At 66.4% G+C, this 12,676-nt stretch carries 10 protein-coding genes; 7 read left to right on the plus strand and 3 right to left on the minus strand.

All coding sequences use genetic code 11. The annotated features are described in order from the left end of the window. Nucleotides 1-3 precede the first annotated feature (3 nt). From ACOOHB_RS06180 to ACOOHB_RS06205, 6 genes are all read left to right on the plus strand, one after another. The gene (locus ACOOHB_RS06180; protein WP_420443926.1) at nt 4-2,391 is read left to right on the plus strand and encodes a CoA transferase; all 2,388 of its coding nucleotides are present in this window, start codon (nt 4-6) and stop codon (nt 2,389-2,391) included. A gap of 193 nt (nt 2,392-2,584) precedes the next feature. Then, nucleotides 2,585-3,715 carry an epoxide hydrolase family protein gene (locus ACOOHB_RS06185; RefSeq protein ID WP_420443927.1) on the plus strand — a complete coding sequence of 377 codons (1,131 nt, stop codon included), beginning with the start codon at nt 2,585-2,587 and terminating at the stop codon, nt 3,713-3,715. Nucleotides 3,716-3,752: 37 nt separating this feature from the next. After that, nucleotides 3,753-5,426 (plus strand): long-chain fatty acid--CoA ligase, encoded by a 1,674-nt coding sequence (locus ACOOHB_RS06190; RefSeq protein WP_420443928.1) that lies wholly within the window; start codon nt 3,753-3,755, stop codon nt 5,424-5,426. A gap of 203 nt (nt 5,427-5,629) precedes the next feature. Then, a complete protein-coding gene (locus ACOOHB_RS06195) occupies nt 5,630-5,932 on the plus strand; it encodes a hypothetical protein (RefSeq protein ID WP_420443929.1) in 303 nt (100 codons plus the stop codon). Nucleotides 5,933-5,987: 55 nt separating this feature from the next. After that, complete coding sequence (locus tag ACOOHB_RS06200; RefSeq protein ID WP_420443930.1) at nt 5,988-7,412, plus strand: MFS transporter; 1,425 nt, start codon at nt 5,988-5,990, stop codon at nt 7,410-7,412. A 54-nt stretch (nt 7,413-7,466) separates the two neighbouring features. After that, complete coding sequence (locus ACOOHB_RS06205; RefSeq protein ID WP_420443931.1) at nt 7,467-7,811, plus strand: winged helix-turn-helix transcriptional regulator; 345 nt, start codon at nt 7,467-7,469, stop codon at nt 7,809-7,811. 208 nt (nt 7,812-8,019) lie between these two features. Here the strand turns inward: ACOOHB_RS06205 and ACOOHB_RS06210 are convergent, their stop codons facing one another. Together ACOOHB_RS06210 and ACOOHB_RS06215 are read right to left on the minus strand one after the other, a co-directional pair. Next, nucleotides 8,020-8,637, minus strand: coding sequence for a class I SAM-dependent methyltransferase (locus ACOOHB_RS06210; RefSeq protein ID WP_420444673.1), 618 nt, complete (start codon nt 8,635-8,637; stop codon nt 8,020-8,022). Beyond that, nucleotides 8,634-9,416, minus strand: coding sequence for a crotonase/enoyl-CoA hydratase family protein (locus ACOOHB_RS06215; protein ID WP_420443932.1), 783 nt, complete (start codon nt 9,414-9,416; stop codon nt 8,634-8,636). Before ACOOHB_RS06215 ends, ACOOHB_RS06210 begins: the two co-directional genes overlap by 4 nt. A gap of 130 nt (nt 9,417-9,546) precedes the next feature. Between ACOOHB_RS06215 and ACOOHB_RS06220 the strand changes: the two genes are divergently transcribed. Next, a complete protein-coding gene (locus tag ACOOHB_RS06220) occupies nt 9,547-11,103 on the plus strand; it encodes an alpha/beta hydrolase (protein ID WP_420443933.1) in 1,557 nt (518 codons plus the stop codon). A 49-nt stretch (nt 11,104-11,152) separates the two neighbouring features. On the opposite strand, the gene ACOOHB_RS06225 is transcribed toward ACOOHB_RS06220, so the two are convergent. Beyond that, nucleotides 11,153-12,652 (minus strand): benzoate-CoA ligase family protein, encoded by a 1,500-nt coding sequence (locus ACOOHB_RS06225; RefSeq protein WP_420443934.1) that lies wholly within the window; start codon nt 12,650-12,652, stop codon nt 11,153-11,155. Nucleotides 12,653-12,676 lie beyond the last annotated feature (24 nt).

Genomic DNA, 12,676 nt, shown 5'->3' on the forward strand with positions numbered 1-12,676 from the left:
CCGATGCCAGAACGGACTGAATCTGGTCCCACTGAGGGGCCACCGCTCGCCGGCATGAAGGTGCTGGAGGTGGCCACCGGCATCGCCGGGCCGTTCGCTGGACGGTTGCTTGCGGGCGCCGGCGCGACGGTGCTCAAGGTCGAGCCGCCGGACGGCGACCCTGCCCGGCACCAGCCAGTCGACGATGTCCCGCTGCAGAACGGCGAACTGAGCCCCCTGTTCGTTCACCTCAACGCGGCGAAGCTGAATTGCGCGGCGGACGACCTCGACCCGTCGTGGCCCGACGTGGTGATTGCGAGTGACACCCTGGCGGGGCTCGCCGGCTCTCCGTGGGACCCGCAGCGACTGACGGCCCGCGCCGCTGCGGGCGACCCGGCACCCAAGCTTGTGACGGTCACCGCCTGGGGTGCAGACGCAGACGACCCGGGCGTCATTGCCGACGAGCTGTTGGTGCAGACCGCAACCGGCTTCCTGGGCTTCAACGGCGACGAGGGTGCCGAACCGCTGCGCCTCCCCGGCTGGCAGGCCCAGTACACCGCTGGCGGACTCGCCGCTTGGGCTGCGCATCTCATCTTGCGGCGGCCAGAGACCCACATGGACGTGTCGTGGCTGGGAGCGCTGCTGACAGCGGTCGAGCTCTGCTATTGCGATGCGCTGCACTGTGATCGGCCGCGGCCGCTGGTGGGGCCGCACCCGCCCACGGCGTACCCCTCGGGCGCGATCCGCTGTGCCGACGGTTACGTGTGCCCTGGATCGATCCGGCGTGACGACTGGGAAATGCAATGCCTGCACCTCGGTGTCCCCGAGTGGATCGACGATCCTGAGCTGAGCCACCGGCATCGCCGGGTCCGCCACATCGACAAGATCCGCGAGGTCATCGAGCCGTGGTACCAGTCGCGCACCAAGCGGGAACTCTTCCAGTTCGCACTCGAGACGCCATGGGCCGTCGGCATGGTGATGACCCCGCTCGACGCGCTCAACGACGAGCACCTCGTTGCTCGCGGCTTCCTCGGCAACATCGAGACACCGGCCGGCTCTGCGGTTGGACCTATCCGACCGTTCACCGCCGTTGGCGTGCCGGTGCCGAATCAGCGAGTCAGCGACCGAGGCACCGACTCGCTTCCGGCTCTGACGAACGGCTCCCGCAATGACGCGGCTCCTGCGCTATGTCCAGCTCACCAGCTACGCGTCATCGAGATGACGATCGCTTGGGCGGGCCCCTATGTCGGCAACCTGCTCACGCCGCTCGGCATCGACGTCATCAAGATCGAAGCGCAGAACCCCTTCGACGGCTTTCGCACACAGCGCCCCTATGACCACGGCATGGCACCGGGACTCGAACACCTCGTGGAGGACAATCGCTTCTACGAGGCGGGCGGCCACTTCAACGCCGTCAACAAGGGCAAGCGCGACTGCGTGGTGACGCTGTCCACGCCCGAGGGCCGGGAAGCGTTCATGGAGCTGGTGCGCAACTGCGATGCACTCGTCGCCAACTTCTCGGCCCACGTGCTGCCCCAACTGGGGCTCGAATTCGAGACGCTGGCCGAGGTCAACCCCCGCATCGTGCTCGTACGCATGCCTGCGTTCGGCATCGACGGTCCGTACGCGGACGCGGTCGGCTATGGCTCGATCATCGAGGCGATGGGCGGGCTCGGGCACCGGCAGGGCTACGAGCACGAAGGCGCCCGCATCTCCAACATTTACTTCCCGGACCCCATCGCCGGCATCGCCGCGGGCTTCGCCCTGCTGAGCGGCCTGCACCACGCAGAGCACACCGGCCAAGGCATCGAGATCGACGTCTCCCAGCAAGAAGGCACCTGGCAACACAGCGGCGAGGCAATAGTGCTGGCTTCGGCGGCCGGGCGCGACATCGGCCGCATGGGCAACCGCGAACCCGGCACGGCATGGAGCGGCTTCATAGAAGGAACCGGCGGCTGGCTAGCAGCAATCGCCGACACATCGGATGGATCTCCGACTCCGAAGTTCGATGCCGCCAATGTCATCCGCGGCCTGCTCGACGAGATCGAAGCGAACAGCGGCGCACCGACTCGTACCCGAGAAGACCTCCAGGCAATCCTGCACGCCGCGGGCGCCCGCACCGAGCCCTGCCGGGACCCCTGGACGGCCCCAGGCCATAGCCCCCTAGTGGACCACATTGAAATCGTCGAGCATCCAGTAACCGGCCAAAGACGCCACATCGCCTCCCCCTTCACGCTCGACGGCAAGCGCCCCACCCCGACCGGCCCCGCTCCCCTGTTCGACCAGCACACCGACGAGGTAATGGCCGAAGTAGCTGGCCTGAGCACAGACCAGATCGCAAACCTCCGGGCTGAAGGCCACATAGGCGGCGAACTACCCCCACCAGCAGAACTCGGCTTCGTCTACGACTGACCAACTACGTCGAACGCGCAGAAGAACGAGGGGTGTGCGTGGGCAGGGGTGGCCGCGCGCAGTTATGCAGCGCCCCTGCGACCCCGCGAGAGTGCAAATCGCGCTGCATCTGTTTGAAGCACGGACGCCCCTGCCCTCGCACACCCCGGGCAACAACCTGAGCGATACAACACCAGACGGCTACCGTCACGCCATGCGCATCGAACCGTTCCAGATCGCCGTGCCGGAAGAGCAACTCGACGACCTTCACGACCGCCTGGTCCGCACCCGCTGGCCCGAGCCCGAGCCCGTCGACGACTGGTCCCAAGGCATCCCGCTCGCCTACGTCCAGGAAGTGTGCGACTACTGGGCCAACACCTATGACTGGCGGGCACGCGAAGCCGCACTGAACCGCTTCGACCAGTACATGGCTGACGTCGGCGGCATGGACGTGCACTTCATACACGTCCGCTCGCCCGAGCCCGATGCGATGCCGATCGTGATCACCCATGGCTGGCCGGGCTCAGTGGTCGAGTTCCACAAGGTCATCGAGCCCCTGGCCGACCCCGTCGCCCACGGCGCAAACGCAGCCGACGCATTCGATGTGATCTGCCCGTCGCTGCCGGGGTACGGCTTCAGCGGCAAACCGTCCGAGCCGGGCTGGGGCGTCGAGAAAATCGCCGATTGCTGGGCCGAGCTCATGGCCGGCTTGGGCTACGACCGATTCGGTGCCCAGGGCGGTGATTGGGGCTCAGCCGTCACGAGTGCGCTCGGCAGTCGCCATGGGAATACCTGCATCGGCATCCACCTGAACATGGTGATGCGCGGCAGCCGCCCGAAGGATCGTGAGCCCAACGATGAGGAGCTGTCAGCCCTCGCAGCGGCGAAGCACTACAACGACTGGGATTCGGGATATTCCAAGCAGCAGTCCACCCGTCCTCAGACCCTGGGCTACGGGCTCACGGATTCTCCCGCTGGACAGGCCGCATGGATTCTGGAGAAGTTCTGGGCGTGGACGGACTGCGACGGCCATCCCGAAAATGCGCTCGGCCGCGACGAGATGCTCGACAACATCATGCTGTACTGGCTCAACGCCAATGCGGCCTCGTCGGGACGTCTGTACTGGGAGAGCTTTCGACAGATGCCCCGCATGACGGTGGACGTTCCCACCGGCGTGGCCAAGTTCCCCAAGGAGATCATCCCTCCGGTGCGTGCCTGGTCCGAGCCGATCTATTCCGACATCCGGCACTGGACCGAGATGCCGGCCGGCGGCCATTTCGCGGCATTCGAGCAGCCTGAGCTCTTCGTCGACGACGTGCGGGCCTTCTTCAGCTTGCTGCGATGAGCCAAGGCGTACCCATGGCGCCCAGAAGGCGTTTCCGATGACGACGGGCGGTTTCGGGCCATTCCTGGCCGGCAACACCATGGATCGGCCGCTGCTGGTCTCGACCCTCATTTCCTATGCATCCCACAGCCATGCCGCCACCGAGGTCGTAGCCGTCGACTCAGCGGGCATCACCACGCGCAGCACTTGGGGCGAGGTCGGCGAGCGAGCGCGACGGGTGTCTGCTGCGCTGGTTGCCGACGGGATTCAGCCGGGCGATCGGGTGGCCACCATTGCCTGGAACGATCACCGCCACCTCGAGGCCTACTACGGCATCTGTGGCATCGGCGCCGTCTTGCACACCGTCAACCCACGGCTTCATGACGACCAGCTGGCCTACATACTCAACGACGCCGCCGACAGCGTCGTGCTGGTGGACCCCTCCTTCGTCGAGATCGCTGCCCGTCTCGCCCCACGCACACCCAGCGTCCGCCGCTGGGTGGTGCTCGGGCGCCTTGACTCGCCCGCGGGCATGCCAGGCGAGATCGCCTATGAGGACTGGCTGGACGCCGTGCCGGGCCCGGCCACGTGGCCCGAGTTCGACGAGCGTGCGGCGGCAACGCTCTGCTACACCTCTGGCACGACGGGCAATCCCAAGGGCGTCCTGCAGAGTCACCGATCGATCGTGCTGCAGACGTGGGCGTGCTGCACCGGCGACGGCCACGACGTTCACTCTGGTCACGCAGTCCTGGGTGCGGTCCCCATGTTCCACGTCAACGGCTGGGCGCTGCCCTTCGCGACGGCGATGAGCGGCGCAAAGCTTGTGCTGCCCGGGCCGGACCTGAGCCCCGAAGCGCTCGTAAATCTCATCGAGGCCGAGGACATCACTTTCTCAGCGGGCGTTCCCACCATCTGGCTAGGTGTCGTGCAATACCTACAAGCCACGGGTCGTGCCGTGCCCACGCTGGAGAAGGTCGCGGTCGGCGGATCTGCCGCACCCCGTGTGCTCATTGACACGCTCGAGGACGACTATGGCGTCACGGTCAGCCATATCTGGGGCATGACCGAGATGACCCAAGGAACCTCGGGACGTTTCACACACCGGGTCGAACGAATGGAACGAGACGACATGCGAGCCCGCCAGGCCAAGGCCGGCCGTGAGCTGTACGGCATTGAGCTGCGAGTGGTCGATGACCAGGGCACCGTCGTGGCGCGTGATGGCCGCAGCGTCGGCGAGATCCAGGCACGCGGCCCCTGGATGTCCGGCTCGTACTACCGCGGCGCCCTCGCCGATGCCGAGACCTTTGCGGACTCGCACCTCGGAGAAGCCGAAGGCGGTTGGCTGCGCACCGGCGACGTCGGCGCCCTCGACTCCGAGGGTTATCTCACCCTTACGGACCGGTCCAAGGACGTCATCAAGAGCGGCGGCGAGTGGATCAGCTCGATCGAACTGGAGAACGCTGCCCTTGGGGCCCCGGGGGTTGCGGCTGCGGCCGTCATCGGCTTGCCGCACGAACGCTGGGGCGAACGCCCGCTGCTCATCATCGAGCTTTCCGACGGTGCCACCCTCTATCACGCAGCAGTGCTCGATGCCATCGGGCCACGAGTCGCCTCATGGTGGCTGCCCGACGACATCGTCGTCATCGACGTGATTCCCCTGACCGGCACCGGCAAGATCGACAAGAAAGCGCTGCGCACCTACTACTCGGGGCACGTCTGGCCGCAGCGCTAGCTCGGGTCCACGCCGACCTGCGCCATGACCCTGCCGGTAGCATGTGATTCGGACGCGCGGACCGCATTGCCGAGTCCGTTCTCTGGCCGCTTTGGCGGCCACCGGCACTGCTGCGCCGAGCGAGGTCACAAGCCGCTTGGCGCCGGGGTTCGCCCCGCGTGTCGTTTCCCTACCGCCCGTATCCCGACAGCAAGGTGTGAGTCATGGCTGCTGGTCGCACGACGTTCGAGAAACTGCAGAGGGACCGGGCCAAGAAGGCGAAGGCCGACGCAAAACGTGCCAAGCGCATGGGCAAGATTCCCCTCAGCGGCCCACTGGTCGCGGCCGAACCCGAACTTGACGGCGACGGTGCCGTGCTCGACGGCAACCTCGACGACGAGCTGTCTGCTGGCGACCTGATTCGCCTGGTCGAAGAGGTGCAGACCCAGTTCGACAACGACGAGATCTCCTTCGACGAGTACGAAGAGCGCAAGATCGAGCTCCTCGCCCGCCTGCCCACCGACTGAGTTCTCTCGCAGCGGCCACGAGGCACCGAGGTCGTCGCTTGCTAGAGTGACTACTATGACACAAGTCATCGACCTAGGCACGCGCAAGGTCTCGGGCCGGGCCTGGAAGATTCTCGGCGCCACATCGCTCACGAACTTCGTGGTGGGACTGGATCTGTCGATTACCAATGTTGCGGTGCCCGACATCGGTCGAACGTTCGCCAGCGCCAGCACAGCAGACATCTCGTGGGTGCTGACCTTCTACATGGTCGTCTTTGCGGGCTTTCTCATCGTGGCCGGAAGATGGGCCGACCGCTTCGGCCGGCTCCGAATGCTCAATATCGGCATTGCCTGCGTTGTGATCGGCGCTGCGCTGGCCTCCATCGCACCCTCGCTGGTGGTCCTCGTCGCCATGCGAGGACTTCAGGGGATCGGCGCGGCGATGATGGCCCCGGCCTCGCTCGGACTCGCCGTCGCCGCATGGCCCATCGAGCGGCGCGGCACCGCGGTCGCAGTCTGGAGCTCGACGCTCGCGCTGTCGACCGCAGTCGGCCCCGTGGTCGGCGGCTTCTTGATCGAATACGGCTCGTGGCGCTGGGCCTACGCGCTGGAAATCCCGGTCGGCTTGATCGCGCTGGTGTGGGGAATCAGGGTGCTGAGCGAGAGCGAGCGCCACCCCGAGACCCACTACCCCGATCTGGTAGGCGCGGCGCTTCTGGGAGCCGCAACCGGCGGCCTCGCGCTGGCAATCGTGCAAGGCCAGGAATGGGGCTGGACCTCACCAGCAGTGCTCGGATTGCTGGTGTTCTGCGCCGTGTCGCTCATCGTCGTCGCTCGTCGCACCGCTACCCATAGCGACCCCATCGTGCCGAGAACGCTCTTGGCAGTGTCGTCATTTCGAGTCGCCTCCACTTCGCTCTTCCTGTTCGGCCTGGGGTTCTTCTCCATGCTCTTGGCGGTGGTGCTGTACCTCACCGAGATCGCCGGCTATTCCACCGTGAACGTCGGCATCGCGATCATCACGTTGCCCGTCGCAGCCTTGGTGTCGGCCAACGTCAGCGGACCGCTCGCCGATCGCTTCGGATTCCGGGCCGTGGTGATCCCCGGAATGCTGCTCTTCACCGTCGGTGCGCTGTGGCTCTGTGTGAGAGCGGGCCCCAGCCCCAATTACCTGTTGGATCTGTTTCCAGGTTTTCTGCTGGCCGGAACTGGCATCGGAGCGGGGCCAGCCATCCTGAACGGGGCCGGAGTCTCCGAAGTCAAGCCTGCACACTTCAGCGTCGCCGGAGCGGTCACCCAGACCGCCCGTCAGCTCGCTGGGGCGATCGGTGTCGCCATCCTGGTTGCCATTCTCGGTGCCAGCGCATCTGGCGTCCCCACGGTCGGCGCCTTCCGCTGGGCGTTCGCGTACCTGGCGTCCGCCGCAGTCTTGGCGAGCCTTGTGGCCACCCGGCTCCCTGCTCGGACCAAGGCTTCGCCGCCAGTGAACTCAGCCGCCTGAGCCCAAGTCCGCCGCTCATCGGGTTCCGGGCCTGCCTTTTGGTACGTTGATCGTATGAAACGCAAGAGTTTTGAGCACATGGCGTGCCCCATCGCCCAATCGCTCGAACTTGTCGGCGAGTGGTGGACCCCGCTGATCCTGCGTGACACGGTCCTGATCGGGCTCACCCGCTTCGACGACATACAGAACAATCTCGGCATCGCGCCGACGGTGCTCACCAGCAGACTCAATCGTCTCGTCGAGAGCGGCCTGCTGGAACGTCGCCAGTACACCGATCGCCCGCCGAGGTTCGAGTACATCCCGTCCCCCGCCGCCCAGGACTTCAGGCCGGTACTGGAGGCCCTTGCGGAGTGGGGCGACAAGTGGACCCCCCAACACTCGGCGGACGCCAGCGCCTGACAATCAGCCGCCTGGGCCCACGAGCCTGGGTCCCGCAGCCTGGGCCCGGCAGTCCTAGTGCTGTGTCCGCAAACGTTTGCGTGGTTGAGGCGGGCTGAATGCCTCGCTGGCCTCGACAAGATCAGTTTTCTGTGCAGAAATGTTCGCTGAGCGAGTGATTTTGCACAGATAAGCGCCAGACTGGCAAACGTTTGCGGGCCCAGCAGTCCTAGCCGCCGCTGTGAGTCGTCGCAGCGGCTCGACGATGCACGGAAACGGCGTAGTCGCCCCCGTCGAACGGGGCGCCTTCCCACGTCGAGTAGCGGGCGACGAGTTCCAGCCCATTGCGCTGCGCGAGCGCGTCGTAGACGTGCAACTGCATGTACCCGTCGCTGAGCTGGAAGCCCGCGACCAGAACGCCGCCAGGGCGCAGGTGCGCCGCAATGTTGGCCACGACAGCGGCCTCGGTGCCGCGCTCGAGAAAGATCATCACGTTGCCAGCGGCGATGACTGCATCGAACAGGCGCCGTTCTCCGGCGGCGTCAAACACAACGGTGCTGGCCAGATCGCCTTGAATCCACGGCTTGTCGGGTGCCTTGTCCCGTGCCAGATCGAGCATCGCCGGGTCGAGATCGATGCCGACGACGTCATGGCCGCGTCGCGCCAGCTCGATGGCTACCCGTCCAGTCCCGCATCCAGCGTCCAGCACACTTCCGCCCGGAGGGACTAGCGAGGCAACGAGATCCGCTTCACCGTGGATCGACTCTCCGCGCGCTGCCATGCGCGCCCAGCGGTCGTCGTATTCGGTCCCGCGGGGAATGTCGCCTCGATCTTCCCAGCGGCTCAGCGGTCCTCCCAATTCGGATCACGCCGCTCAGCAAAGGCGGAAGCACCCTCGATGGCATCTGCCGATCCGAAGACCTCCTCAAGAGCGGGCTGCTGGTACGCCCAGAAGTCGTCCTCGGCAACGCCCAGCACGTCGCGGATGAGCCGCTTGGAGGCACGAACGCCCATCGGCGCATTGCGGGCTATGCGCTCGCCGAGCTCTACGGCCACGTTGACCGCTTCGCCTTTGGGGCAGACCCGGTTGACCATGCCGTGCTGGTGCGCGACTTCAGCCGTGATCGGCTCTGCTGTCAACGCCATCTCCATGGCCAGGCTGTAGGGAAGCTGGCGCGGCAGGCGCAACAGCGCACCGGCACCTGCGAACAGGCCCACACCCACTTCCGGGATGCCCAACACTGTGCCTTGCGACGCCACGATGAGGTCGCACGACAGCGCCACTTCCAGACCCCCCGCCAGGGCGAAGCGCTCCACGGCAGCGATGAGCGGCTTTGCAGCACTGCGTTCGGCGATGCCGGCGAAGCCGCGGCCCGGCGGGTTCGGCATGGCGTCGATGCCACCGCCGCTCACGAAGGCCTTGAGGTCCATGCCTGCGCTGAAGCCTCGCCCTGCCCCAGTCAGCACGCCGACCCGGACATCGGGATTTGCATCGAGGTTGTCGAGAGCCTCGCCGAGCGCCTCCGACAGGGCCATGTTGAACGAGTTCATCGCATCGGGGCGGTTCAAGGTCAGGATCTGCACGTAGCCGCGCTGTTCGGTCAGCACAAGCGGTTCATCGCTCACGAAATCTCCTCCGTCGGTGAAGCGGTTGTTGGTCTGTCGGCAGTTTGACGCCATCGGCAGCGCCGACGGCGCCGACAGTAGTCTCGCCGCGCGGCGCGAACCCGGGGGCAGCCGCGGACTTGGGGTTGGCATGAACGGCGACGGCTCACCCGCAACGAGCGAAGCTTCAGGCAGCGACGAGGTCCGCGATCTGATCGCTCGCATCGAGATGGCCGAATCGACCGAGGCCCCGATGCTGGTGCAGCTCCTGGCTCGGACTCCCGAGCTCCAGCAGGCTCAAGGGGCGACCGCCCTGCGAGCGGCCCGTGCGCTCAGCGTCCACGGCGGGCCGCAGCTTCTGTCGATCGCCGGGGAGCTTGCCGCACGAGCACACCGCGACGGCCAAGCCGGTGCCGGGGTCATCTTCGCCGAGTGCGCCGACAAGATGAGCCTGCTCGGCGGTCGGCCCCAGCAATTCGGCACGGTGGTCACGCGACACCTCGGCGACCTGGTGCTCGCACCGATCGACGGCACGGTCGACGACGAGTCCCGCGCACGCATGGGCCTGCCCACGTTGACGCATCGCCTCACCGAGATCGATCGGAGAAACCGGGAACTTGCCCGAGAGCGAGCCGCTGAGGGAGGTCTCCCGCCGGGTCAGCGCGTATGCCGGGTTTGGCGCGACCCCAGTCCCGAATTCCTGGCTGCCCAACTTGACGCCGACCCGGCCGGCTGCTGGAACGATGGCGACGAGCTCACCTTGGTCTGCCGCAGCGACGCCGCCGGCGTACTGCCCGGCCCCGTCATCGAATTGCCCATGTGGCGGGTCGGCAACGGCGACGACAGCGACCTGTGGGCGCTCAGCGTGCGAATCGAACGTCTTCCCGAAGCAGTGATCGGCTACGGCTTCTGGCCCCTTGACGACGCCGGAAGTCTGCTGGGCGGTCAGCGCGGCCCAGTGCCGCACCGCTTCCGCGGACCCGAAGCTCCCGCCGAAGTGCCATCACATCGTGACGACGAACTGCAAGGCACGACGCAAGTGCACACCGTCGACAGCACCTCACTGCGCTCGAAGCGGAAGGCCACCGTGTACTTGCCGCCCCAGCACACAGCTTCGGAACGCCTTCCGGTGCTCTATGCCACAGACGGCAGCATGATCGGCCCCTACATCCGGCGCCTTGACGCCGGGATCATGAACGGGACCGTGCCCCGCTTCGTGCTGGTCGCGGCCCACGCTGCGCCAATGGGTGGCTATGGCAATGAGCGGGCCATGGAGTACCTGCCTGGCTTTGACAACGATCGCTTCGACCGCCATCAGCGCTTCTTTGTGGAGGAGCTGACGGCGTGGGCCGAGCAGTCTCTTGGCGTCTCCGATGACCGAAGCCAGCGCGGCGTGTTCGGCGCATCCGATGGCGGCGGGCACGCGCTCGCCGTCGGGCACATGCACCGCGACAAGTTCGGCCACGTCATGGCCTATTCCACTGGAATGCCGCCGAACGAGCGCATGGACTGGAACTCCGCCGAGGCCCCGTTCGTTCACCTGTGTGCCGGAACGTTGGAGGGCGGATTCCACCAAGCCACCGAGGCGTGGGCAGCGTGGCTGCACTTCGCGAAATCGCCCCATGAATGGACCGAGCGCGTCTGCGGGCACGACCTCATCCAGTGGATCGAGGAGCTGCCGCGCGCTATTGCACGCGCGTGGGGCTGACGCCCCACGCCGAAGCACGCGCCCAGGGCTGAGAACCCTGACGCGAGTTTCAGCCGTCGCGCAGCAGGTAGCGCTTGATCTTGCCGGTGGCTGTCTGGGGCAGCTCGTCGACGATGCTGACCCAGCGCGGGTACTTGTAGGGCGCGAGACGCTCACGCACGTGAGCCTGGACGGATTCGGCAAGGCCGTCAGTGGCCGCGCCGGGTGCCGGCACCACGAAGGCGCTCGGCTTCGTGAGGCCCGCTTCGTCGAAAGCGCCCACCACCGCGACGCTCAGCACACTGTCCATCTCCAAGATGGCGGCCTCGACCTCGGCGGGTGACACCCAGATGCCGCTGACCTTCATCATGTCGTCGGTACGCCCCAGGCAGGTGTAGGTGCCGTCCCGATTGCGTACGTAGGTGTCGCCAGTCGCAAGGAACCGGCCGTGCAGCGCCTTGCGGTTCTGCTCGGTGCGATTCCAGTAGCCCGCCATGACCGACTCGAAAGCGATGTGCAATGCACCCGGCTCCCCGTCGGGCACCTCGTTGCCGTGTTCGTCGCGGAGCGACACCTCGCAGTCTTCGATCGGCGTCCCGCTCGTGCCCGGCACCGAAGCGCCCGGCCGGTTCGTGATGACGATGTGCGCGATCTCTGTGGTTCCCAAGCCATCGAGGATCTCCACGCCGAAGCGTTCGTGGAATCTCCGACCGATGTCTGCGGGAAGAGGTTCACCAGCGGAAACGGCCTGGCGGACCGACGCGAACGTGTCGACCGGCAGATCTGCAGCGAGCAGTTGCGCGTACGAGGTCGGGACCCCGAAGTACAGCGTCGGCTGGTACCGGGTCACATGTGCCGCGATGTCTTGGGGTGTCGGGCGGGCCGGGTTAAGCACAACCCTGGCTCCGGTGGCGGGAGGGAAATAGCCGGCATTGCCCAAGCCGTAGGCGAAGAACAACTTTGCAACCGAATAAACCGTGTCGCTGGGCCCCATGCCCAAGATGTCGACTGCGTACTGGTCGGTGACAGCGCTCATGTCGATGTGCCGATGCATGGCGCCCTTGGGGTGGCCGGTCGTGCCAGACGTGTACAGCCAGAACGCGACGTCATTGTCGATGGCCCCGAACGGATCGCCAGCGGCCCCAGGGTCACCAAGGCCGGAGTCATCGGTGTCGTCGAGCGTCCATGCCAGAAACGGCTGGTCATCGGCAGCCGGCAAGATCTCAGCGGCGAAGGGCGGCGAGTACACCAGGCCTACAGCGCGGCTGTCCCCAAGCAAGAACCGGTAGTCGGCAGTACGAAACAGCGTCGAGACCGGCACCGGCACCGCGCCAATCCACATGGCTCCCCAGAACCACCACAGGAATGCCGGGGTGTCGGCGCAACACAGCATCACTCGCTGCTCGCGCTGTACGCCGCGTTCAGCCAGCGCAGCTGCGGCAGCGCGCACTCGCTCGACCAGTTCGGCCCTGGTCAACTGGCTGCCGCTCGGGGCGTCGACCACCGCTATTTCGTCGGGCGCGGCCGCGGCCGGCTCGATGACGAATCGGTAGACGGCGTTCGCGCTCACGCGTGGCCTCCCTGACGCTGCCGG

Origin of the sequence: Candidatus Poriferisodalis sp. (genome assembly GCF_965215815.1) — a bacterium.
In the GTDB taxonomy this organism is placed as follows: Bacteria; Actinomycetota; Acidimicrobiia; order Acidimicrobiales; family Poriferisodalaceae; genus Poriferisodalis.

Bases quoted from the DNA above. Each gene is read 5' to 3' on its own strand.
- ACOOHB_RS06180 (WP_420443926.1), top strand. From the start codon at position 4: ATGCCAGAACGGACTGAATCTGGTCCCACTGAGGGGCCACCGCTCGCC.
- ACOOHB_RS06185 (WP_420443927.1), top strand. From the start codon at position 2,585: ATGCGCATCGAACCGTTCCAGATCGCCGTGCCGGAAGAGCAACTCGAC.
- ACOOHB_RS06190 (WP_420443928.1), top strand. From the start codon at position 3,753: ATGACGACGGGCGGTTTCGGGCCATTCCTGGCCGGCAACACCATGGAT.
- ACOOHB_RS06195 (WP_420443929.1), top strand. From the start codon at position 5,630: ATGGCTGCTGGTCGCACGACGTTCGAGAAACTGCAGAGGGACCGGGCC.
- ACOOHB_RS06200 (WP_420443930.1), top strand. From the start codon at position 5,988: ATGACACAAGTCATCGACCTAGGCACGCGCAAGGTCTCGGGCCGGGCC.
- ACOOHB_RS06205 (WP_420443931.1), top strand. From the start codon at position 7,467: ATGAAACGCAAGAGTTTTGAGCACATGGCGTGCCCCATCGCCCAATCG.
- ACOOHB_RS06220 (WP_420443933.1), top strand. From the start codon at position 9,547: ATGAACGGCGACGGCTCACCCGCAACGAGCGAAGCTTCAGGCAGCGAC.